This is a genomic window from Pseudomonas sp. RA_105y_Pfl2_P56, from assembly GCF_963970845.1.
GTDB classification, from domain to species: Bacteria; Pseudomonadota; Gammaproteobacteria; order Pseudomonadales; family Pseudomonadaceae; genus Aquipseudomonas; species Aquipseudomonas baetica_A.
Map to the genome: position 1 here is coordinate 69,668 of NZ_CAXAPL010000025.1, position 23,939 is coordinate 93,606.

The 23,939-nt window shown below is 57.3% G+C and carries 16 protein-coding genes and 3 pseudogenes; 12 read left to right on the forward strand and 7 right to left on the reverse strand.

Annotated features, from left to right (window positions below):
* Positions 1–15: 15 nt before the first annotated feature.
* On the forward strand, positions 16–483 hold the full coding sequence (locus AACY11_RS17910; protein WP_339430862.1) for a flagella synthesis protein FlgN: 468 nt from the start codon (positions 16–18) through the stop codon (positions 481–483).
* A gap of 92 nt (positions 484–575) precedes the next feature.
* Complete coding sequence (locus AACY11_RS17915) at positions 576–1,322, forward strand: flagellar brake protein (RefSeq protein ID WP_339430863.1); 747 nt, start codon at positions 576–578, stop codon at positions 1,320–1,322.
* Between the two features lie 67 nt (positions 1,323–1,389).
* On the opposite strand, the gene AACY11_RS17920 is transcribed toward AACY11_RS17915, so the two are convergent.
* The 4 genes from AACY11_RS17920 to AACY11_RS17935 form a co-directional block, all read right to left on the reverse strand.
* The gene (locus tag AACY11_RS17920; RefSeq protein ID WP_339430864.1) at positions 1,390–2,790 is read right to left on the reverse strand and encodes an MFS transporter; all 1,401 of its coding nucleotides are present in this window, start codon (positions 2,788–2,790) and stop codon (positions 1,390–1,392) included.
* Positions 2,791–2,858: 68 nt separating this feature from the next.
* Positions 2,859–4,100 carry a glutamine synthetase family protein gene (locus AACY11_RS17925; protein WP_339431012.1) on the reverse strand — a complete coding sequence of 414 codons (1,242 nt, stop codon included), beginning with the start codon at positions 4,098–4,100 and terminating at the stop codon, positions 2,859–2,861.
* 202 nt (positions 4,101–4,302) lie between these two features.
* Positions 4,303–4,995 carry a sensor histidine kinase gene (locus AACY11_RS17930; RefSeq protein WP_339495441.1) on the reverse strand — a complete coding sequence of 231 codons (693 nt, stop codon included), beginning with the start codon at positions 4,993–4,995 and terminating at the stop codon, positions 4,303–4,305.
* Positions 4,992–6,596 carry a response regulator gene (locus tag AACY11_RS17935; protein WP_339495442.1) on the reverse strand — a complete coding sequence of 535 codons (1,605 nt, stop codon included), beginning with the start codon at positions 6,594–6,596 and terminating at the stop codon, positions 4,992–4,994. Before AACY11_RS17935 ends, AACY11_RS17930 begins: the two co-directional genes overlap by 4 nt.
* A gap of 291 nt (positions 6,597–6,887) precedes the next feature.
* Here AACY11_RS17935 and AACY11_RS17940 point away from each other — a divergent pair.
* Positions 6,888–7,001 (forward strand): annotated as a pseudogene (locus AACY11_RS17940) (hypothetical protein); the annotation flags it as partial.
* Positions 7,002–7,152: 151 nt separating this feature from the next.
* Here AACY11_RS17940 and AACY11_RS17945 read toward each other — a convergent pair.
* The 3 genes and pseudogenes from AACY11_RS17945 to AACY11_RS17950 form a co-directional block, all read right to left on the reverse strand.
* Positions 7,153–7,575: pseudogene (locus AACY11_RS17945) on the reverse strand (replication initiation protein); the annotation flags it as partial.
* A 209-nt stretch (positions 7,576–7,784) separates the two neighbouring features.
* Positions 7,785–8,012, reverse strand: a complete 228-nt coding sequence (locus tag AACY11_RS28475) for a helix-turn-helix transcriptional regulator (RefSeq protein ID WP_201228144.1) — start codon at positions 8,010–8,012, stop codon at positions 7,785–7,787.
* 478 nt (positions 8,013–8,490) lie between these two features.
* The gene (locus AACY11_RS17950; RefSeq protein ID WP_445261980.1) at positions 8,491–9,087 is read right to left on the reverse strand and encodes a hypothetical protein; all 597 of its coding nucleotides are present in this window, start codon (positions 9,085–9,087) and stop codon (positions 8,491–8,493) included.
* Here AACY11_RS17950 and AACY11_RS17955 point away from each other — a divergent pair.
* The 9 genes and pseudogenes from AACY11_RS17955 to AACY11_RS17995 form a co-directional block, all read left to right on the forward strand.
* A pseudogene (locus AACY11_RS17955) lies at positions 9,010–10,192 on the forward strand (aminotransferase-like domain-containing protein); the annotation flags it as partial. The gene AACY11_RS17950 and the pseudogene AACY11_RS17955 overlap by 78 nt on opposite strands.
* A gap of 221 nt (positions 10,193–10,413) precedes the next feature.
* The gene (locus tag AACY11_RS17960) at positions 10,414–13,236 is read left to right on the forward strand and encodes an ATP-binding protein (protein WP_339495444.1); all 2,823 of its coding nucleotides are present in this window, start codon (positions 10,414–10,416) and stop codon (positions 13,234–13,236) included.
* Complete coding sequence (locus AACY11_RS17965) at positions 13,223–14,407, forward strand: EAL domain-containing response regulator (protein ID WP_339495445.1); 1,185 nt, start codon at positions 13,223–13,225, stop codon at positions 14,405–14,407. Before AACY11_RS17960 ends, AACY11_RS17965 begins: the two co-directional genes overlap by 14 nt.
* A gap of 78 nt (positions 14,408–14,485) precedes the next feature.
* Positions 14,486–17,701: a hybrid sensor histidine kinase/response regulator gene (locus AACY11_RS17970; RefSeq protein ID WP_339495446.1), complete on the forward strand. Its 3,216-nt coding sequence runs from the start codon at positions 14,486–14,488 to the stop codon at positions 17,699–17,701.
* A gap of 38 nt (positions 17,702–17,739) precedes the next feature.
* Positions 17,740–18,387, forward strand: coding sequence for a response regulator (locus AACY11_RS17975; RefSeq protein ID WP_339495451.1), 648 nt, complete (start codon positions 17,740–17,742; stop codon positions 18,385–18,387).
* A 642-nt stretch (positions 18,388–19,029) separates the two neighbouring features.
* On the forward strand, positions 19,030–19,620 hold the full coding sequence (locus AACY11_RS17980; RefSeq protein ID WP_339495447.1) for a fimbrial protein: 591 nt from the start codon (positions 19,030–19,032) through the stop codon (positions 19,618–19,620).
* Positions 19,621–19,691: 71 nt separating this feature from the next.
* Positions 19,692–20,432, forward strand: coding sequence for a fimbrial biogenesis chaperone (locus AACY11_RS17985; protein WP_339495448.1), 741 nt, complete (start codon positions 19,692–19,694; stop codon positions 20,430–20,432).
* A 195-nt stretch (positions 20,433–20,627) separates the two neighbouring features.
* Positions 20,628–23,075, forward strand: coding sequence for a fimbria/pilus outer membrane usher protein (locus AACY11_RS17990; protein ID WP_339495452.1), 2,448 nt, complete (start codon positions 20,628–20,630; stop codon positions 23,073–23,075).
* 126 nt (positions 23,076–23,201) lie between these two features.
* The gene (locus AACY11_RS17995) at positions 23,202–23,849 is read left to right on the forward strand and encodes a hypothetical protein (protein WP_339495449.1); all 648 of its coding nucleotides are present in this window, start codon (positions 23,202–23,204) and stop codon (positions 23,847–23,849) included.
* Positions 23,850–23,939 lie beyond the last annotated feature (90 nt).

Consider the following 23,939-nt stretch of genomic DNA (forward strand, 5'->3'; position numbering starts at 1 on the left):
AACCCAAGGCCAGCCATGCACGACACTCATTTACTGCAACTGATCATCGACGACTTTGCTCCAGCTCAACAATTGCTGGAATTGCTGCAAACCGAATCCCTCGCTTTGCATAGTCGCGACATGCCCTTGCTGGAAGAAATTCTGGCACGCAAACAGGCCCTGATCATTTTGCTTGAACAGCATGGCCGCAAACGCAGCGAAATCCTCGCCAGTCTCAACCTGCCGACCAATCGGCAGGGGCTTGAGCAACTCGCCAGCCAGTCGAGCCTCGGCGACCAGTTGCTCAGCCAGAGCGACTTCCTGACCGATCTCATCGCCCAATGCCAGGCGGCCAATGTCAACAATGGCCAGTCGATCCGGGTACAGCAGGCCGCTACGGCCAATCAGCTGAAAATCCTCACCGGGGGTGAACCGCCAGCGCTGTATGACGCCAGTGGTGCTTTCGCCAAACCCGTCAAGCCGCGTACGTTCAGCCAGGCGTAAGCCGTTCGATGAGCCCGCACTATCAACACGAGAAACATGCTGGCAAAATACTGGCCAGTCGTAGTCAAATTTTGTCTGGAGATTGAGAAAACGTGCCAAACGCCCTAAGCGCGGATGATGCTCCGCAGCCCCCAAAGGTGCTCACCACGCCCCTGGAAATCTCCAGCAACCTGCGTCAGCTGCAAGAAAGCCACGATCCGCTGATCATCACGTTCCACGAACGCAGCCAGCGCTTCCAGAGCTACCTGATCAAAGTCGACCGTGACAGCGCGTCCATCGCCCTTGATGAAATGATCCCGCGCGACGGCGAACGCTTCCTGCTCGCCGGCGAGTCTTTCAAAGTTGAAGGTTTTCATGAGGGTGTGCGCATTGCCTGGGAATGCACTGGCACGCTGAACATCCAAGAGTGCGAAGGTGATCGCTTTTATACCGGCGAACTGCCGAGCGAAGTGGTGTATCACCAGCGCCGCAACGCCTTTCGCGCGGCACTGAAACTGACCGATCTGGTCAACGTTGAACTGGGCGGCGAAAAGCTCAAATCGCCGATCAACGGCAAGCTGCTGGATATTTCCGCGACCGGTTGCAAGCTGCGCTTCGAAGGCGACATCACCGACCGCCTGCAACTGGGCCAGGTCTACGACCGCTTGATCGCCCCGCCGCTGTTCGGCAACCAGCCGACTTCCGTCGAACTGCGTTATCTGCACTTCGAAGAAAAACTCAACATCACGTTTGCCGGCCTGCGCTTCCACAACATCAGTGGTCAGGCTGCACGTAACGTCGAGCGTTTTGTTTATCAGCTGCAACGTGAAGCACGGCGTTTCGATAAAGACGATCTCTGATTCGACACGGCCAATAAAAAGGGCAGTTACCTTGCGGTGACTGCCCTTTTTTATTTTCGACTGCTTCTCAAGGCCTGGCGCCACTGATATCCGGGGCGGGCTTATCGTTGCCAGCATCCGGATTGGCTGCAGGTTCGGACTCAGGTTCTGTTTCAGGTTGCGATTGCGCCTCCGGCTCTGACACTGGCTCCGGTTCAGGCTCTGGCGTGTTCTGCATCTGCTCCTGCACCACCTGCTCGTCAACACGCGGGTCGAGGGCTGCCACCAGCGGTGAGCTGGACATGCTGTCCGGCATCGCTACGTGATGCAGCGGCGCGTCGTCGACCTGATGCAGATTGGTCACCGCCTTCGGGCGAATCCGCCACACCAGCACCATCGCAAAGAAGCTGAAGAACGCGTACAGACTTTGGCTACCGAACAACTTCATCAACACACCCGCCAACAGCGGCCCGATGCTCGCACCGACCCCGTAAGTCACCAACAGCATCGCCGTCAGCGACACCCGGCGATCACCCTCGACATGGTCGTTGGAAAACGCCACCGCCAGGGGATACAGACAGAACTGCACCAGCGAGCAGAGGAAGCCGACCACAAACAGCACCTCCAGCGGTACCTGCGGCAGGATCGCCAGCGGCAAAGCGGCAACCGCCAGAAAACCGGCAAAACAACGAATCAGCAGCGCGCGATCATATCGGTCAGATAGCCACCCCAGCGGCCACTGCACCAGCAATCCGGCAAAAATGCAGGTACCCATGAATAGACCGACCTGCTCGGTCGACAGCCCTTGCTGCGAGGCATACAGCGGCGCCAGACCGTAAAACGAGCCAATGATCAAACCCGCCCCGAGCACCGTACTCAATGATTGCGGCACGCGCTTGATGAAAAAACGCGGCTCCATCGGCGCCGGATGCAGCGGTGCCGGGTGAATCCGTCGGGTCAGCGTCACCGGCACCAGACACAGCGCGAAGCACAGGGCGACCAGCATCAGCAGCTCCAGACCGAGGCCCGGATGCATGACCAGAATCAACTGCCCCAAAACCAGGCCAAGGTACGACGCGATCATGTAGCCGCTGAACACCAGACCACGCTGGTTGGCATCGGCCTGCTCGTTGAGCCAGCTCTCGATGACCATGTACTGGCACATCATGCCCAGACCCACAATCGTTCGCAGCACCAGCCATGCCGGCAGCCAGTCCACCAGACCATGCCCCAACACCGCCGCACCGACGATCCCGGCACACGCCGAATACGCGCGAATGTGCCCGACCCGGGCGATCAACCGGTGGCCGATCTTGCCGCCCAGCACCAGACCGAAATAGTTGGCGGCCATCAACGCACCGACCCACAGCCCGTCGACATCTTCAGCCGCCAGGCGCAGGGCCAGATAAGTAGATAGAAGACCCGAGCCGATCAACATCATCAGCGAGGCAAAATACAGCGCTCGAAAGGATTTCCAGATTTGGCGCATCGGCGTTCCGAGCGGCTCCTTGCAGTAAGTATCGGGCTATCAAACGATAGTCCGATGGCGACGGTACGTCAGGCCTGGGCTGCTAGAACACGCCGTTCCCAGGGAGTGATTTCATCAAAGAAGCTGGTCAGTTCCATGGTCTTCGAAGCGATGTAGCCTTCGATGAACTCCTGTCCGAACAGTTCCCTGGCCAATTGGCTACGTTTCAGACGTTCGAGTGCGGCATGCAAGGTACACGGCAGCGAAAGATTATCCGGCACGTCGAATTCGCCCTGAATCGCCTCGGTCGGCTCCAGTTCGTGTTCGATCCCGTGCAAACCGGCAGCCAGACTGGCGGCGATCGCCAGATACGGATTGGCGTCGGCGCCGGGCAGACGGTTTTCGACCCGACGAGCGACCGGTGAACTGGCCGGAATCCGCAGCCCGGCCGCACGGTTATCGTGGGACCAACAGGCATTGTTGGGCGAAGCGAACGGATGGCACAGACGCTGGTAGGAGTTCACGTTCGGCGCAAACAGCGCGGTGAAGTCCGCCATGCCCGCCTGCTGCCCGCCAATGAAGTGGCGAAACATCGCCGTCGGCTGGCCGCTATCGTCGCTGAAGACGTTTTTGCCGCTGGCGATATCAACGATGCTCTGGTGAATGTGCATCGAGCTGCCCGGCGTGTGCGCCAGCGGTTTAGCCATGCAGACCACGGTCAGGCCATGCTTGAGCGCGACTTCTTTGAGCAAGTGTTTGAACAGGAAGGTCTGATCGGCCAGCAACAGTGGATCACCGTGCAGCAGGTTGATCTCGAACTGGCTGACGCCCATTTCGTGCATGAACGTATCACGCGGCAGACCGAGGGCCGCCATGCATTTATAGACTTCACTGAAGAATGGTCGCAGACCGTTGTTGGAACTGACGCTGAACGCCGACAAGCCATCCTCGCGGCGGCCATCGAGACCGACTGGCGCTCGGAACGGCTGGGTCGGATCAGTGTTTGGAGCGAACACGAAAAATTCCAGTTCGGTCGCCACCACAGGCGCCAGACCGAGCGCCTTGTAACCTGCGATGACTTTCTTGAGCTGGCCACGGGTCGACAGGCTGGAACTTTCGCCAGTCAGTTCATCGGCATCGCAAATGGCCAGGGCACGGGGTTCGTCACTCCATGGCAACGGATGAATCTGGTCTGGATCGGCAATCAGCGCCAGATCACCGTCATCGCTGCCGTAGAACCGCGCCGGCGGATATCCGCCCATGATGCATTGCAGCAGCACCCCCCGCGCGAGCTGCAAACGACGCCCTTCGAGAAAACCCTCGGCGGTCATCACCTTGCCGCGTGGTACGCCGTTCAAATCCGGCGTGACACATTCAATCTCATCAATGCCCGTCAATCGCTGCGCGAGTGAACACTGGCCATCGGTTGTCATGACGCAATCCTTGTTGTTGTACGAGCCGCGAACGGCGACCCGAACAAAATAGGCTTCGGCTGTTCGGAATATCAAGCAGCGTCAAACAAAAAGCCTCGGATCACGGCAGATAGAGACTGAAGATCCCGCCACCCAAGGGGCCGCCATTACGGATTTCGGTGCGTCCCTCGACACCATTGCGTTGATGCAACGCGGCAATGCGGGCAGCGAAATACAGGCCAAGCCCGGTACTGCCGCTGCTGTGATTGATGCCCTGTACATAGTCGGCCTGACGTTCGAGCATCTCGACCGGATAGCCGTCGCCGTCATCGTTGATGCTCAGCACCAGTTGCCCGGCCTCGTCACTGACGGTGATCAGCAGCGACTCGCGGGCATAACGAATGGCGTTATTGATGCAATTGCCCAGCACCGAGGCGACCAGTTCACGATCAAAGAAACCCAGCGGACTCAGTGGATCAACTTCATAAGTGGCGATGATGCCGCGGCTGGCGAATACCTCTTGATGCGCTGCCAGTTGCGCCTCGATGAAATCATCCAGTTCGTGATACGCCGGCTGCAATGGCATCTGGTTGACGCCGAGTTTGTACAGCCCGAGCAACTGCACCAGCATGCCGTTGAGGTGGGCGAACTCGAAGTCGATCACGCCCTGCTCCGCGCCTTCGCGCTGCGCTTGCTGCAAACGCGCCAGCCATTGGCTGTGCGCTTGCATCAGCATGGCCAGCGAGTTCTTCATGTCGTGAACGGTGGAGGCGATCACCGTGGAAAAATCCAATGCCTGCTCGTCTTGGTTCATTCGCCAAACGCCTTGCTTTTCAGCTTCTGATAGCGCGAGAAACGCGCGTCGGTGTCGGGCATCAGGCCGACCATTTTCAGGCAGGCCCGACATTCTTCCAGCTCCGCCGAAGGCACACTGGTGTCGGTGCCATGGAGCAGCGACTGGGCCATGTTCAGCGCGATACTGATGTTCTTGGGTTGCATCTTCAGCGCCTTGCGGAAGACCTCGCGGGCTTCAACCAGATTGCCGGTCTTGTACACCCGCACGCCCTGACGGTTGAGGTCGGCGGCGGCGTTGCTCGAGCTGAGGATAGTCGGGTCATCGGTGAGCTTGGCGATGTCTTTCATCACCGCCGGATCGTCACCGTAGATTTCCGCGCAGCTCTTGAGCATCGACGTACCCGCCTCGGCCTGACCGAGCATCTGCAACTGCTTGGCGACGAGCAGCGCCGCCTCCGGACTCATGAACTTTTCCATGCCGTCGAGTCGCATCAGTGCTTGCTCAGTGAGCTTGTCGGCGGTTTCGGCATCGTTGAGCAGCAGGCTCGTTGCCTTCATCAAACGCGCGCGAATCTGCAAACCGGGGTCGGTCGGGTTCTCTTTGGCAACAGCGCTGAGGGTGGTGTTGATCTCCAGGCGCGTGCGCGTATCGAGACCGCGCTCACTGCCTTTGCTGATCAGCGCATGGGCCAGGCCGAGGTTGCTTTCCGGATCCTTGAAGCGCGACTGCGCGCCCTGCGACACAGCCTGACGGTAAGCCCGCGAGGCGGTGTCGAAATCTTCGTTGGCCATCGCCAGTTTGCCGAGCAACGCCTGCCGACGCACCGCCAGCGGCGACAGGCGAATCGCTTCTTCCAGCACCTGCTGCGCGCCTTTGGTATCGCCCTCGGACACCAGCACATCAGCCATGCCGTCGTACAGCGAAGGCATCATCGGGAATACTTTCAAGGCCTTTTCATACACGCCTTTGGCCTGCGCCACTTGCCCACGCTTGAACAGCAACTTGCCCAATCCAGCAAAGGCCCACGGCAACGGCCGGTCAGCAATGATGCTGTCGTAGAGGCGTTCCAGTGCTTCGTTCTGGTTCAAGTCGCGCAAGGCATCAGCGCGATAACGCAGACACAGCGGCGAATAGCGGATGTCCTGTTTGCACAGGGCGATGCAGGCGTTGAGCACCTCGACCGGTTTGCCACGGTCGAGGGCTTGCAGAATCGGTTTGAGCAACGTCTTGCGCTGCTCCAGACGCTCCAGCCGCTGGGCCAGCCCCGAGCGGTTGAACGGTTTGGTCAGGTAGGCATCCGGCTCATGCTCCAAAGCACTGAGCACCATCGCCTGACTGGTCTCGGCCGTCACCATCACAAACACGGCTTCGTGGCTGATGAGCTTTTCCAGCATCAGGTCTTCAAGAACCTGCTGGCCGTTCTTCTTGCCGTCACCGAGGTGGAAATCCTGCAGGATGAAATCGTAGGATTTCTGCGCACACATCTTCAGCGCCTGCTCACCGGTGTCAGCGGTGTCCACGTCCTTGACCCCCAGCTCACGCAGCATCGAGCGCACGGAGCTGCGGAAATCCGAGAAATCATCGACGATCAGAAAACTCTTTTGGTGATACGACAGCATCGAGGATTTCCAGGCAATTGAAGTAGATGAACCAAGGGCGATTTTCAGGCGCGCAGATGATAGCTGGAGGCCAAATGCTATCAAGCGATTTCGCACAAGTCTGAACTCACCGTTTGGGTTATCGGCCAGAAGTGGCGTTCCCTGAAGCCGACGCTTCAAGATTCCACACACAGCGATTAACCTGCGCGCCTGCCAACTTCTCACTACAAGGCCGACCTCGTGTACATCAAAGGACGCTACATCGTATCTGCCTGTGCGTTGCTGTTCTTCCAGCAGGCCATGGCGAGCGCAATGGACTGCACAAAAGCTTCGAATGCCGCGGAAAACGCGATCTGCGCGAATGAAGGGCTTTATGAACTGGATGCGCAGATGGCGACGGTATATCGGGATTTACTGAAGGTCTGCGCACAAACACAACCAGACTTGATACACGCGCAACGACGTTGGCTGAAAACACGCAACGAGTGCGCCCAGGATGTTTCGTGTCTGGATCAGCGCTATCGCGAGCAACTGGAACGCTTGCAAGCGCAATGGACAGAAGCCCTCGCCCATCAGCCGGATGCCCTGGAGTCTTGGCGACTGGGCCGCTGTTGTAATCGGTATCGGCCTTTAAGCGCAGGGCAAAGGCGGTATAGACCGCCTTCATGTACTGAATCGGCTTGTCTCGGGCGTTCTCAGTCGTGCAGACCGGGGGGATGGCGTAGAAAAGGTGTGAATGGCCATTATTCCTGTTCCGCACGATCAGGTTCGGCGGTGGTAGACCTTCGTCGTCCCAGACAAGTGAATTAATGTGATCGAGGTCGAAGATCAGCCAAGACACCATCCCTGGACGATTGATCTGCATGTATGGATAGCGAATGACGTGCTCGCGGGGGCGAACTCGCGCGGCGGTTTTGTTGTCGCTACAACGAGCCTGATACGGGGCCTCCATCAACACGCGATTGAACACACCGCCCGGCTCAAAGAATCGGGATGGAGGTGTATCGATAAGTGAAGATGTGCCAATACCATGAACTATTGCCGCCATCGACCACCGCCTGATCGGCGGTGAACGCGCACGCAGAATTGATGCTTGCAGATCTGCAAAGGCATATACATACTGTGCTCACCGATTGCGTTCCGCAGGTTTCCGCCAAGAAATCAGCTGCTGAACGTAATTAAGGAAAGGCCCGCCTCGTGCGGGCTTTTTTATGCCCGTTTTTGCGAGGCGTGACGCTGCTGCGCGTAGAACTCACAAATATCTGCGAGGTTCCACCGAATTGCGCGACCAAAATGCAACGGCTGTGGAAAGGCGGGATCGTTTTTCGATAGTCGATAAAGCGTTGATCGTGAAATCTTAAAGATCTCGCAAACCTGCTCGGTAGTTTGAATTTGCATCGCATATGTCTCGTTGTCGAAGCCTGTGACGCTGATCATTCGCGACACGAGCTGACACGTCAATCCATCGAAAATCGGCCCTAACTTCCGGTTTTTCGAGTCGTTTTTCTATCGCAATTGCATCTGAATATATTTATGCGGCACCACAGAGAGGTGCCCACAATCAAAACGATAGATCAGAATTAAAACAACTAAAAATATAACCAATTGATCTAGTTAAATTTAGATTTGCATCGCTTTGAGCATCAGGTTTGGCAAGTCAGTGGACTCCCCAAAAGCGATCCGCCCGCAAGGGGATACAATCTCGGAAAAACCGCTATTCGATGTATTTACAAAATTGGGGCGATCCATACATCGTCCAACGCGCACTGTTTGAGCCCGCAGGAAGCCCTGACTCTCTGCTCCCCAAAAAGCAAATATCAGTATGGCCTCAGTGAATCGATTCCTTGCTCCCACTCTCCCCAACTGGTCACCGTTTTGGCCAATTCGATCATCTGTTCAATGTCTACACCACGCTTCATGCAATCCGCCACCTGCCTATCAAGCCAAGCTCCTTTCTGTTGGGTAAGCGCTTATTCAAAATTCCAGCAAGGTACTCCCGTCGAGGTATTAACGTGCCCTGTTTGGCAACCATCCGCTTCGACACCTGCTCGATGATTTCCCCATCTGCTATTGCTTCCGGCTTCTTTGCCCAATCCGCGAGTTCCGGCAGTAATGCCGGGGCGCCATATCGTTGGGTTTGCTTCAAGACCTTGTCTTTTCCGACCTCATTGAGCACTTGGCCGGCGAGCGCCAACACTTGGTTGTATGCCAATTCCACCGTATTCGCACTAGCTGCGAAATTGCACTCCACTTGACCATCTGATTGCATCGGTACTGACCACTCGTTTGCATTGCACTTCACCAGGCGTTTGCATTCGATTAGACCACCGATTGCATCGGATTTGACCAGCACGCTTAGTAAACATGATCGGTAGAGAGCTGCCCATTGCTGCCGCTGGCGACAGGCAGTCATCGGCCGATTGTGTTGAAAAAGTCCGTGGGGCGCGCCTATGACGAAGCGGCCAAGCGCGGGCTGGTGGTGGGCGAGGTCGGACGCGGGACGTTTGTCCACCCCGCCAAACCCGCAGATCGATTTGTCGATCATCAAGCCCAACGACGCCAACTTCGGAACCTGGCTGCGCGATGCAATTACCGAACTCGCGCAGTCGACAGACTTGAGTCGTGTTCTGGACTACGCCACCGATGGCGGCCACGCCGTCCACAAACAAGCGGGCGCTCGCTGGGTACAGCGCAGCCTGCCAGAAGCCCGATGGCAACAAATCGTGCTCACCAGCGGCGCGCAGCATGGTTTGCTGGTGGCGATCAACAGCTTGTCCCGCACCCAGGATGTGATTCTCTGCGAAGAGCATTGCTACCCCGGCATCATCTCCCTCGCGCACAGCCTGGACCGGCGTTTGATGGGCGTGCAGATCGATGAATTCGGGCTGGTCCCCGAGGCTTTTCGCGCCGCCTGCATCGAGCACCGCCCAGCCTTGCTGGTCTGCGTGACCACGCACCAGAACCCGACCAACTCGATCATGCCGCCGGAGCGCCGTGCAGCCATTGCGCAGATAGCCCGCGAATATGATGTGTTCATCGTCGACGATGATATTTATGGCTTCCTCGAGTCACAGACGGTGCATAAACCGCTTTCGGCCTATGCCCCGGAGCGCTCGGTTTATGTGACCAGTCTGTCGAAAAGCATCCTGCCGGCGCTGCGCATCGGCTATCTCTATGCGCCCCCGGAACTCCTCTCGCGCTTGTCGTCCATGGTCCGCAGCAGCGTGTGGATGCCTTCGCCGATGATGGCGCAACTCGCCAGCAACCTGATCAACAGCGGCATGGGTGAGCAACTTGTCAAGGAGCAGCAGCAGGAGGCCGCTGCGCGCCAGCAGATGGTCAGGGAAATTCTCGGCAACTATCAAATCAGCAGCCAGCCCAACAGCTTTCATATCTGGCTGGAGTTGCCCGAACCCTGGAACTGCAACGAGTACGCCAACCTGGCCCGCGCTCACGGCGTAACCGTGGTCAGCGGCAGCCAGTTCCTGGCCCAGCGCACCACCGCCACGCGCGGCGTACGCATTGCCTTGATGTCGCCGAGCCGCGCCGAACTGAACTTTGCCCTGACCAAACTGGCCAGCCTGCTCGCCTCCCCCGAGCCGCGTTTGTTCTATTAGTGTCGCGCGGCATCACTGCTTGCGCCGGGCGGGGTGACGGAGGATGAACACCCATTCGCGGGGAACACTGCGCACGTTTCCCCGCTCCGACAGCGGGTGCTTGGAGCTGTCAAAAGTGCCGCTTTTCGCGCTAGATGCTCATGACTTATCGATTTTTTTCGAGTTGAGCATTTAAGAATCGTCTCATTCCTGCCGGCACCCTCTAAACCTAGAGTGCCGGGATGAAACTCAAGACGTACCTGCATCAGATCAACCCCCTCCTTTCTACGCCCAACGCCGCACGCCGCTTGCTCCGTATTTTTGGCGTTGTATTGCTCGTGGGGATACTCAGTGGCGTCTATAGCTTTCTATTGCTAACGTACAATGCCGAAGTGTCGCGCCGACGCAGCCATATGAGCAGCGCTATCGCCGAAGCCCACACCTTTTTCACCACCCGTGAGGCGCTGCTCGAAAGCCTGAGCCTGTCGGCGATTCGCAAGCCGGATAATTTAACGCCCCAGGTATCCCCCGAAGAAATTCATCTACTGCTGGGCACCACACCCGGAAGGCAATGGAGCATCTGGCTCACCGCGCGCATCAGGGAGTACCTGAAAGCCAAGCAGGTCAACCTGCTCTATGTGAGCAGCGGCGCCGATGTGCGCGTCAAGCGGCTGTACACCGCCACCCCGACGGTCGCGGACTTTCCCCAGGCCATGCTGGACCACTTGCAAGCCCTTAAACGTGACAACGCTTGTGCGCTGGGAGAGTTGTGGCTGACGCATCAGTCGGTCGAGCATTCACAGCTTTATATTTTTGTTCGACTGGACGCGCGGGATGTCGACTCGGGGTGGTTGGGATTGGAGATGGATGGCCAGGAAGTCTCCCATGCGCTGAACGACCGCAGCGTGGGACAGTTCATGATGTTCAACCCAGAAGGCATGCTGGTGTTCAGCAACAGCAAGCTGACACAGCTCAGTCAGAATCTGTTGCAGATACAGCGGCGGAATTTCTTCGGGTTTGTCGGTGATGGCTGGCTGCCCGATCATCTGGTTATGCGTAAACAGCTGAAGTCTTCGGATTGGCAGCTGGTTTATTCCATTGACCTGCGCGATATGGTGATAGCCCTGTGGCCGCGACTCGCGGCCACTCTGCTGTTCTGCCTATTCAGTATCAGCCTGGTATGGCTGTTGATACGCCGCCTGGAATCGCGCTTTATCACACCCACCATCAGCCGTATCCAGGCGCTGGTCGAGAGTGAGTTGTTCAGCAGCGATGTGATTCAGACCGCGCCGGTAGCCTTGTGCGTGTTACGGCGCACTAATGGTCAAGTGGTGCTGGAAAACACCTTGTCACAACAGTGGCTGAGCCAAAGCGGCGAACGCGAGCGCTTAAGCCCGCGCTGGATTCAGCGGGCGTTCACCGCGCAGGACCCGCACGTCACCGACTACTTTGAAACCGCCGATGGACGCCACCTGTACCTGAGCTGCTCCGCCACTCGCTACCGCGGCGAAGACGTGTTGCTGTGTGCCTTCAGCGACATCAGCACCCGCACACAGATCGAAGAAGCGCTGGACCAGGCACGGCAATTGGCCGACGCGGCGAACGAAGCCAAGACCTTGTTCCTGGCAACCATGAGTCATGAAATACGCACGCCACTGTATGGCGTGCTGGGCACCCTGGAGCTTCTGGCGCGGACTGACCTGGATTCTCAGCAAACCAACTATCTGCGCAACATCGAAGGCTCTGCGGCAACCTTGCTTCAGTTGATTTGTGATGTGCTGGACGTATCGAAAATCGAGGCCGGCCAGTTGGCGCTCGATCTCAGCGAATTTTGCATACTCGAGCTGATCCACGAGGTCATCCAGGGTTACGCCGCCGCCGCGCATAGCAAAGGCCTTGAGGTGTACGCCATGATTGATCCGAAGCTACCCGAACGGGTGATCGGCGATGTGTCGAGAATCCGCCAGATCCTCTACAACCTGCTGAACAACGCGGTGAAATTCACCGAAGCAGGACGTATCGTGCTGCGCGTGAAGTTACTTGGGCGTGACGCAGAGCGCGCCAACATCTTTTGGCAAGTCACCGACACCGGAAAAGGCATCACCCAGGACGACCAGGCTCGCATCTTCGAGCCGTTCTACCAGACCCGCGACCACACCCATGCGATCGCGGGCACCGGCCTGGGCCTGCCTATTTGTCAACGCCTGACCCACTTGATGAACGGCACCATCCGCGTCGTCAGCGCACCGGGTCTGGGCAGCAGCTTCAGCCTGAGCCTGCCCCTCGAGCAACCGTCAAACCCGCCCCAGCCCAGCCGCTTCAGGGCGCTGCTGCCCAAAGTGGTCTACGTGGTCTCGCCGGTTCCCGAACTAGCCGACACAATGAGTGGGTGGCTGCGGCGCTGGGGCGCCCGACCGCAGTTGGGCTCGCCGCCGCGCGGTATCTGCGTGGCGGACAGCGTTCTTCTCGAGTTGCATCCCGGCGTCTTCGCGCAACGTCTCGACAACGGATGGTCGGGTCCGCGGGTGATCGCTGCCGGAGATGGTTTCAACGAGCCGCAATGGGCCGACGGGAGCTGGGTCGTCAACCTCAATCACCTGCAGGCGATTCATCAGGCAATCGGCCGCAGTCAGGGATTATCGGCACTCGAACCAGAAAACAAAACGGCGCAGCGGCAGTTGAAACGACTCAACCTGCATATTCTGGTTGCCGAGGACAACGTCATCAATCAGATGATCCTGCATGACCAGTTGCAGGAACTGGGCTGCACTGTCGAACTGGCCAGCAACGGTGAGGAGGCAATTACGCTATGGCGTAAAGGGCGTTTTGACGTGGTACTCAGCGACGTCAACATGCCACAGAGAAACGGTTACGAGCTGGCCCGCGACCTGCGAAAGCTTGGCTATGCGGGACCCATTATCGGAGCAACCGCCAACGCTATGCGCGGTGAAGACGCGCTGTGTCTGGCCGCAGGGATGAACCATTGCCTGGTCAAACCTTTCACGCTGCAGGCCTTGCACAATCAACTGACGCCCTACGAAAGAACCTTTCATGAAACCGAGTAGCATACTGATCGTTGAAGATCATCCGTTTCAGCAGCTGTACCTGCAAAACCTGTTCAATGCGCTGGGCAATTTTCATCTCGAGTTTGCTGCGGAAGGCCGCGCTGCGCTGGCGTGCCTGAAACAACATGACTTCGATCTGGTGCTCACGGACCTGCTCATGCCCGGCATGGATGGCGTGCAGTTCATCCAGGGGCTGGCGGCCTCCGGATCCAAGCCGGCGTTGGCAATCATGAGCGCCGCCTCCAGACGCATGCTGATGAGTGCCAGCCTGGCTGCACGCAACCTCGGCGTGAAGGTGATTGGGGTAATTTCCAAGCCGGTCAAGTCCGCGGCGCTGCGCAACCTGACCGATCAGTTGGGCAACCTGCGGCAAGCCACATTGCCCTTGCCCGGTCCGCAGATCGATCACTTGGCGATCCTCGGCGCACTGGACACCGGCGAGCTGCACGCGTGGTTCCAACCCAAAAAGTCTCTGGCGAACGGCCGCATCGTCGCCGCCGAAGCCTTGGTGCGCTGGTTGCATCCGGAACATGGCGTGCTGCTGCCAGCCCTGTTCCTGCCGGCGCTCAGGGCCTTCGATCTCGAAGAACGCTTGCTCTGGTGCGTACTGGAACAGGCCATCAAGGCCCAGGCGCAGTGGCGCATGCGCGGCTACGTGATTCCGGTGTCGATCAACCTGCCGACGCACTTACTCAACAGTCCCGACCTAGCTGACCGGGCTCTCGAGTTTGTGCTCGAGCATCATGGTATCCCCGGCATGATTTGCTTTGAGCTGATGGAGTGTTCCATGCCGGAAAACATCAGCAACTTCTACGCCGGTGCTTGCCGCTTGCGGATCAAGGGATTCGGCCTTTCGCAGGATGATTTCGGCCAAGGCTACAGCTCATACATGCACCTGGTGTCGACCCCATTCACCGAACTGAAGATCGACCGGGCGCTCGTACAGGGTTGCAACGACAGCGAGGAACTGACGCAGGCGCTCACCAGCATCGTGGCTCTGGGACGGCAGCTGGGCCTGACCGTCGTCGCCGAGGGCGTGGAAACAGCGCAGGAACTGGCACTATTGCGTAGAATCCATTGCAGCCAGGTTCAGGGCTTTCTGATTTCCCGCGCCGTATCATCGTGTGACTTCCAACAACTGCTGACCCAGGATGGGCCGGCGGCGGATTAAATGCTCCAGCATGTGTGTATTTCTTTCAAAGGTTGCGGTGTTCCCAGCTTATCGAAGCATTTCCCATAGGCTAGCCCCATGAATCAGCCTTACCCACTCTTGAAAAAACTCACCGACAGCGCCTTGCAGATGAATAAAGGCCTGGTGGTTCTTTGTAGTCTGGCCTCGGTGCTGGTCGGTCTCAGTTTTTGGGGGTTGAGTCGCATGGTTGAGGAGCAGCGGGACGCGGTTCGGTATCATTTCGCCAGGTTGACGGAAAATATCGGCGAACAGGACCTCTTCCTCAGCGCCATCGCCGAGCAAAGCGCCAAGAGATTGCCGTTGAATACGCAGCGATCGCAGATGTACTCGAACAAACCACTGCCCGAAGAAGGTCCCGACGTTCACAAAGTTCAGGAGCTGTCATTTTCCCTGCCGTTCAGCGTGGCAATCGATCCCGCCGTGATCGCGCCGGCTGCACGTCACAATATCTTTGTCTTGGGCGCGCACCTGGCCAGTTATTACAGTGCGTTCTGGTCAGCGTCGCATTATCAGTCGCCTCAGGTGTTCCTGTTCAATCTGCCGGACAAATTCGATATCGCAGTGCCCGCTGCCGGCCAGCTACGAGGCGCGGGGCAGATTCAGGGCGGCGCGTTCAGCCAGGTGATGGCCGACGTCATGCGGCAGTTGCATGCCGCCAATCCCGGGGCGTTGGACGGCCGTGTGCACTGGGCGCGCTACGACTCGCACATCGGCTCGGCACCGCCGACGGTATTGGCGTATATCAATTTCGACATGCCGACGAGCCAGCTGAATATTCCAGGGGCCAGCACCCGCATGATCGTAGCGTCGTTGCTAAACCTGGCGCAGATCAATGACATCGAACGCATGATGCAGTGGTCGATCTACGACCGCTTCAGCCTCACCGCGCCCAACGGCGCATTATTGATTGGACCGCAGCAGCCCGGGACCTTGAGCGACGGCCTGAACCTGCGTCTGGACGGCCTGGTGTTCAAGATCTCCAGCAGCGGCCCGCAGCGCTGGACGGCGGTCTACGTCGTCGGTTTCAAAAACTTCATCGATTATGCCTGGTGGCCGCTGCTCGGCCTGGCGACACTGATATTGGCGAGCATCGGCGGCAGCTGGGCGTTCAATCGCTGGTACAAGTCCCGGGTAGTCCTCCCGGCACGTGAGGCGCATGCAAGCATTGCCGAGAGCGAGGCATTCAGCCGTGCAGTCATCGATACCGCGCCCACCGGCCTGTGCGTGGTTCGCCGGTCGGATCATCAGGTGCTGCTGGAAAACCAACATATCCAGGCCTGGCAGCAAAGTGACAAGTTGATCGCGGCGCTCGACCACCAGCACCCGCTGACCAAGCCCGGTCAGACCGAACTCGAGTTCGAGGGCCGCCACTTGCATGTAGCTTTCGTGTCGGCCCACTATCGCAGCCAGGAGGTCTGGATATGCGTGTTCCACGATGAAACGCGGCATATCGAGGACGCCATCGCGCTGCAAGCCGCCAGGCAGGCGGCGGATTCCGCCAATGCAGCGAAAACCCGCTTCCTGGCGACCATGAGCCATGAAATTCGCACCCCGCTGTATGGCGTTCTCGGGACCTTGGAATTGCTCGGGCTGACGGATCTCGCGCCACGTCAACAGGAGTATCTGCGCACCATCCAGCGCTCGTCGGCCACGCTGTTCCAGCTGATCAGCGACGTGCTCGATGTGTCCAAGATCGAAGCCGGGCAGATGAGCATCGAGGAGCAGGCGTTCTGCCCTCTGGCGCTGACCGAAGACACCTTGCGTGCGTACTGCGCGTTCGCGCAGGCCAAGGGCCTGCAGCTTTACGCGTGCATTGATGCGTCAGTTCCCGATCTGGTCCGTGGAGACCCGCTGCGGATACGGCAGATTCTGAATAACCTGCTGAGCAATGCGATCAAGTTCACCGACAGCGGCCGAGTGGTGGTGCGGCTTCAGGTACTGGACGATGCTACCGACGTTGCGAGCCTGCAGTGGCAAGTCAGTGACTCGGGCATCGGCATCTCGCAATCGCAACAAACCCAGCTGTTCGACCCGTTTTATCAGGTGCGCGACGCCTCCAGCGAAGCGGGCGCAGGCCTGGGCCTGGCGATCTGCTGGTGGTTGTGCGAGTTGATGGGCGGGCACTTGAAAGTCATCAGCGAACCCGGTCTGGGCAGCAGCTTCTCGCTGTCACTGGACCTCCCCTGCGTGGCCGGTCCCCTCGGTGACTGCCCCGTATTCCCGCCCAGCACACCGATATTGTATGTACAGGCGCCTGCGCCGGAACTGGCGCAGCATATCTGCAGCTGGCTCAATAGATTGGGCCAGCAAACATGCATCGTCACCCAGGACCTGAAACATCAGCTCGCACCTGCCTCGCTCCTGCTGGAGATGCTTTCGCCCGACCACGAGCCGTCCTGGCACGGCGCCCGCGTGATCGCCACCGCTGGAGGCCCCAACCCGGCGGAATACAGCGCCGAGGGTTGGAGAGTGGATGCCCATGATGTGCGGGCGATTGCCTGGGCGGTCAGCTTTGCTCAACACGGCAGCAGCATGCAGCCGCCGGCCGCGCAAGCAGAACAAGCACGAAGACTGGGGCTGAATATCCTGGTGGCCGAGGACAATCCGATCAACCAGGCGATCATCAAGGAACAACTGGAAGCATTGGGCTGTACGGTGGTGGCCACGAGCAATGGCGAGCAGGCGTTGCACCAATGGACGCCCGGCGTATTCGACATGGTGCTGACCGACATCAACATGCCGACCATGAATGGCTACGAGTTGACCAGGGCGTTGCGCAGGATCGACCCAGACGTGCCCATCATCGGCGTGACGGCCAATGCGTTGCGTGACGAAGGCGAGCGCTGCACCGCCGCCGGGATGAACGCCTGGCTGGTGAAGCCGTTGAACCTGCGCCTATTGCGTACCCAGTTACTCAAACACTGCCGGGCGCCGCGCACGTCATACGCTACTGTCAGCAGCGTCGCCCTCGACACGCAGCCAAGCGATAACCCGCCGCAACTGTCACCCAGGATGCGTACATTGTTCCTCAGTACGATGCAGCAGGACATTGATAAAACCAAGGCCGCGCTTGAGCACAACGATGCCGCAGCAGTAGCCCAGCGTCTGCACAGCATGGCCGGCGCCTTGGGCGCCGTGCAGTCCGACAATCTGTCGGATAGCTGCGTGGCCCTGGAAAATCAACTGGCCGGCGCAACGCTTACTCCGGCCCTGATCCACGAAACCGAGACGGTGCTCGGGCGGCTGGCAGCAATGCTCGACGCTCTGACATGACCGATTGTATTTTCCCCACTCCAGAAAAAAGGCCAAACATGGCAACTCTCAACGTCGTGATCGCCGATGATCACCCCATCGTCTTATTGGGTGTACGTGAGCTGATAGAACGCGACGAACGCTTTGGTGTGGTCGGCGAAGCGATCTGCTCCAATGAGTTGATCGACCTGCTGCAGCGCCAGTCCGTTGACCTAGTGATCACCGATTTCAATATGCCCGCAGATTCGCCCTACGGTGATGGCCTCAAACTGGTGGCGTACCTGCGGCGACATTTCCCGGAAGTGAAACTCTTGCTCCTGACGATGATTTCCAATCCGCTGATACTCACCCGGCTGCATGAGTTGGGCGTCGTCGGCGTGATTCAGAAAAACCAGCTGCATCACGACATTCAACAGGCGCTCATGGCCGTCGCCCAAGGTCGCTCGTTCCGCAGTTCCCAGCCCGAGCCGACCTGTGTGATGGCACCGAAGGTAGCGCTGGATGACCGACTGTCGAAGCTGTCCGTGAAAGAATATGAAGTGTTACGCATGTTTGTACTAGGGCAGAGCGTCAGCACGATTGCGCGCAACCTCTCGCGCAGTGTCAAAACCATCAGTTCGCAAAAAAATGCCGGCATGCGCAAGCTTGAAGTAACCAGCGACCAGGACTTACTGACGTATTGTCTGGAAAACAATATTTTCAGCTAGTGTGCTTATGCTGCCGACTTCTTAGCTACAGGTACATTGGAAACCAAATGCCGAGGGGTGCTCACGCCTATGAGCGTGCCCCATGTCTTTTCAAAATGACCTGAAAAACTATCAAGTGTCCGTCGCTGACCAGGCCCGACATCCGCTACTTGCCATGAGGATGTCATTACTTCCGCTCCCCCCCTTCCCCCGAGCCAGCATATTCTTAAGCCCCCCGGCCCATTACGCATCGCAGCAAAACTGCCATTGACTGCTAGACCGTTGCGAACTGATCAGACTGGGGCGTCGCCAAAACATTGATTCATCAACACTAGTTTACCGAATCGAAGTTTTTGACCAACACTTTCAGAGCAAACGAAAACAGCATGACTCACAAGCGCAACTTGGTCAATAAATCTACACCCCGACAATGAAATTAAAGTGCCCACATAAAAACACCAGGCACCCCTTAAACTTCAATACTCAAAACCGTACCACATTGCAACTACCAAACAAAATTATCGACACAACCAATAGCGTTAAAACCTACAACTCTCCCGAACTGCAATTTTAAGAATCGTCTGATGTTACCTGCGCACCTTCCGCCGTAATCTCGCCTCGGCATTCAACGACACATTACTCCCCGTTAAAATGGATAATTACATGAAAAAGATTTCATTGACACTGCTGACACTCTCCATGCTTGCTGCGGCTGGTCAGTCTTTTGCAGCCGATCCTGTAGCTCCCACCAAAGCTGGCAGCGGCACTATCAACTTTAGCGGCATGATTAACAACGACGCCTGTTCAATTGAAGATATTGGTTTGAATAAAAATATTTCTGTCTCATTGGGCGAGGTATCCATTAAAGACATGGGCACTGCCTCCGCACCTAAAGGCAGCGGCAAACTCCTCGCAGAAGACTTCAACCTGAAGATCAGCTGCAACGCCGGTACCAAAGTAGCAATGATTTTTCAACCAACCAGCGGCGCAGGGTCAGGCATCGTGACCGGCACCAAAGTGCTGAAATTGACTGAAGGCATAAACGCCGCCAAGAACATCGGGATCGCACTGCTGGACGCTAATGGCGATCAGATCGACCTGAGTTCGCCGACAGCCGCCAAGATCGAAAACACCCTTCAAGACGGCAGCGCAAACCTCAAATTCTCCGCCGCCTACGTCACCACTGGCGATGTCAAAACAGCCGTTGCCGGCCGTGGCGACGCCACCCTGCCGTTCATCCTGCAATACGAGTAACACGCAACAGGCTTGCATTGCGCGGGGCTTTACAGTCCCGCCCTTTTTTTTATCTGTCAGGCAGCTTAAAAATGTTCAAATCTCGTCGTATTTCCTTATGCCTAGGCTTGCAGTGCCTGCTGATCGCGGTACAAGCCAGCGCTAGCATCTCACTGAGCGCCACACGCTTGGTGTTCGACGGCGAGCATAAAGAAACTAACATCAAAGTGCGCAATAACGGCGATGATCTGCTGATTCAGTCATGGATCGACAGTGATGATCCCAAGACTGGCTCTGCGCCTTTTGCCGTCACGCCCCCGCTAGCCAAGATAGCGGGCAAGCAGCAACAGTTGCTCAGGGTGATCTATGAAGGTGCCGGTATGCCCGCCGATAAAGAGTCTGTTGTATGGCTCAACGTGCAGGAAATCCCTCAAGCGTCTGCGTCCGCAAACACGCTGCAGCTGGCTGTACGCCAGCGTATTAAGGTTTTTTTCCGCCCCACTGGACTAACGTCTAAAGCCTATTTAGCGCCTACACAATTGTTGTGGCGACTGGGCGAAAAAGATGGGCATGCGGTGTTACAAGTCACTAATGCCAGCCTTTATCATGTATCCCTCGCGAAACTGACGCTGACCTCAGGTTCCACAACGGAACAGCCCTTCGACTCGACCATGATTGCGCCGGGGCAACATACAACGTTTGCGCTAAAAACGCTGAATAGCTCCAGCTCAGTGAAATTGGATTTTCTAAGTATTAATGACTACGGCGCCCAAGATCACTATACCGCGAACGTGTCACGTAACGCTGAGACAAGTGCTACGCCCGCACCATAGCGCAGTATAAAAATTACATTCACGAACGTCGGACCCTTCTTAATTCAATAAAAGCTCAATTTATCCCTGTAGCGAAAAGGTCTGGGCATGTATCTATACCCCCGCAGAAACGCCAGTGACTTGACCAAACAGCCTTTTCCAAAGAGAGCAGGTTTAAATTCACTGTATCTAGCCATCGCGCTCGGCCTCCCGCAACTGACCAAAGCCAGCGAAGCGGAAGGTATCCCCGCAGCGCCAAAAGTTGCGCAGTACAATACTCAGTTTTTGCAGAACGCTGGCTCCGCTGTAGACCTGGACCTGTTGCTCGCCAACAGTAACGTATTACCTGGCAACTATAGGGTCGACATTTACAGCAACGAAGTAATTGTGGGCAAACGAGACATTGACTTTCGCAAGGCTACCAACTCCAATAAAGTCCAAGCCTGCCTGACCTTGGACATCGTGCAACAACTGGGCGTCGATATGAGCAAGTTGCAAACAGACGGCCAGCTCAAACCCGACGCGCCGCAGACCTGTTACGACCTGCCGAGCCTGATAGACAAAGCCACAGTCAACTACGACCCCAGCCGCCTGCGCCTGTCCATCACGGTACCACAGCGGGCCATGCTGCGGGGCCGGCGCGGTTATGTCGACCCCGCCCTTTGGGATGCAGGCGTGTCGGCAGCCTTCGTCAACTACCAGTTGAGCAGCAACCGCAACAACACGGACGCGTCGACAACGGTCTCCAATAACCTTGGTCTGCGCAACGGCATAAACCTGGGCGGCTGGCGCTTGCGCAACGAGTCGAACTTCAGCAGCCGCACAGGTGAATCGAACTCGTTCACCAGTAACCGCAGCTATGTTCAGCACGACGTGACCTTACTGAAAAGCCAGTTCAGCGCCGGCGACATTTTCTCGGACTCACAGCTGTTCGACAGCGTGCGTTTTCGCGGGGTAAAACTGGGCTCCGACGAAGGGATGCGTGCTGACAGCGAGCGTGGTTATGCTCCGGTGATTCGAGGCGTGGCAGAAACCAACGCCACCGTCGAGATCCGCCAGGACAATTACGTCCTCTACACCACCAGCGTGCCGCCAGGCCCGTTCGAGATCAACGACATCTACCCCAGTGGCTCCAACGGCGACTTGGAGGTGACGATCATCGAGGCTGACGGCCGCCGCCGAGAAACCCGACAAGCATTCTCCAGCCTGCCGATCATGGTTCGCGAGGGACAGGTCAAATACAGCATCTCGGCGGGCAAATACAACAGCAACGCCGAAGGGCTGGCGACCCCGAAATTCTTCAGCAGTACACTGGCCTACGGCATCAGCGGCAATTTGACTGGCATTATCGGCATGCAGGCCTCAGACAACTTCAAGGCGATGTCTCTGGGCATGGGCCGCAACACTGACATCGGCGCCTTTTCGTTCGATCTCACCCACTCTTCCAGCCAGGTCCGCGACCAGTCTACCCAGGGCAGCAGTGTGCGCATGTTGTATGCCAAGACCTTTACCGGCACCAATACCAACTTCACCCTCGCCGCCTATCGTTACTCCACTGAGGGCTACCGCACCTTGTCCGAACATGTGGAAAACCAACGCTACACGGACAACCGCAGCGGCAACTCCAAGACGCGGACCGATATCACGGTCAGCCAGAGCCTGGGGCACAACCAGCGATTTGGCAGTATTTATCTGAACGCCACCGACCAACGCTACTGGGGGCGGGGCGGCACGCAGAGCCTGTCCAGCGGTTACAGCAATAGCTGGCGCGACCTGTCCTACAATCTTGGCGTCACCCACACCAAGGACGTGGGTGCGGGCCGACCATCAAGCGACGATACTCAAGTCAACCTCTCACTCTCGTTCCCTTTGGGTTCCACGCCGCGTGCACCACGGGCGTTCATTTCGACCAATACACAAGAATCCGGTAACAATACTCAGTTTGGCGTGAATGGCTACCTGTCGGAAAACAGCGACACTTACTATTCCGTTCAAGCTGGCAACAGCAGCACTGGTGGCAACAGCGGCTCGGCGAGCATCAGCACACGCAACTCATTCATCGATGCCAACATCGGGTATAGCCAAGGGCGCGGCTTCAGCTCGCAGAACCTCAACCTCGCAGGCTCGGTGGTGGCCCACGCAGGCGGCATCAACCTGGGACAAACGCTCGGCGAGACCTTTGCCCTGGCCGAAGTCCCGGGCGTACCGGGCGGCGTTAAAATCGACAACTACAATGGCACTGAAACCGGCTCGAATGGTTTTGCCGTGATCCCCAACACGCAACCCTACCGGGTGAACTGGATTAGCCTGGACACGCGCGATTTCGGAGCCGACGTCGAAATCGAAAACGCCACCCAGCAAGTCGTGCCCCGACGGGGCTCCGCAGTGCTGGTGCGTTACTCGTCCCAGACCGGGCAGCGGGTGCAGTTCGAGTTGTTCGACAGCGCTCACCATCGCTTGCCGTTTGGTGCTGCTCTAGAAGACGCAACAGGCAAACAGATCGCAATCAGCGACCCTAACGGCAAGGCCCTAGCTTTGGTTCAGGACTCGAGCGCCACACTCACCATCAAGTGGGCAGGCCAGCAATGCCAAGCGAACTACTCGCTGCCTGAGCGCAACAAATCTTTGAACTATGAGCGCGAAACGTTGATTTGCTTGCCTTGAGTACAACGACAAGCCAGCGAAAGGAATACATGTCGGGGCCAATGAACCGCTCTAGTCAGCTTTTAATAAGCTGCAGATTGCTAGCCGTGCAACGTTCTGAAAAACTGCTAAATGAGAAAATCGCCCATGTATACCGCTACCAAAAATTATCGAAACCTCGGCGCGACGCTGCTTACACTGATAGCTTGCTACTCGGCGCCTGCCGCGAACGCTGCGACTTGTACAACGCTTACCAAGGAAACCTTGCTGAAGCTACCCGACATGACGGTGCGACAGGACACGCCCATCGGCGCTGAAATAGGCACAGTGGTCGTTAGCCCCCCAGTGAATACATTCTCGTGTACCACAGGTTTTACATATCAAGCTGTATATATCAAAGCGTTGGGGACGCCTGGCGCCCCCATCAACGGCCTCAATATTTACAAATTCGGCACAGCAAATACCGGCATTGGCTACGCAGTTTATGGATCCAGTAGGAGCTCGTGCACGAACGACTACTATCCGGTGGTGACTGGAGATTACGAAGGTCTCTGCGGGGTTAATGGAACATTTAGCAAACAACCCATGGTAGCGTCTCTGAAACTGGTGTTTTATAAAATTGGCCCTATTGTACCAGGACAAAAAGCTGGACAACCCGTTGCAGAATTTCAACTGGAAAATAATAAAAATACCTGGCAGCATCCAACCTCTCACATTAGCACTTCGGGCTTTACCGTCAAGGCACTGGGCTGCATTGTCGGCGTTTTTCAAGGTTGTTGTCGCGTCGCCGTCTAACTATGCCGCTCTTTTCTCGGTCTGCTGCTGCCGATCCGGGTTCAACATCACAGTGCCCATCGGCTCCCAGTTTCTTGTCTGTCCAGACCA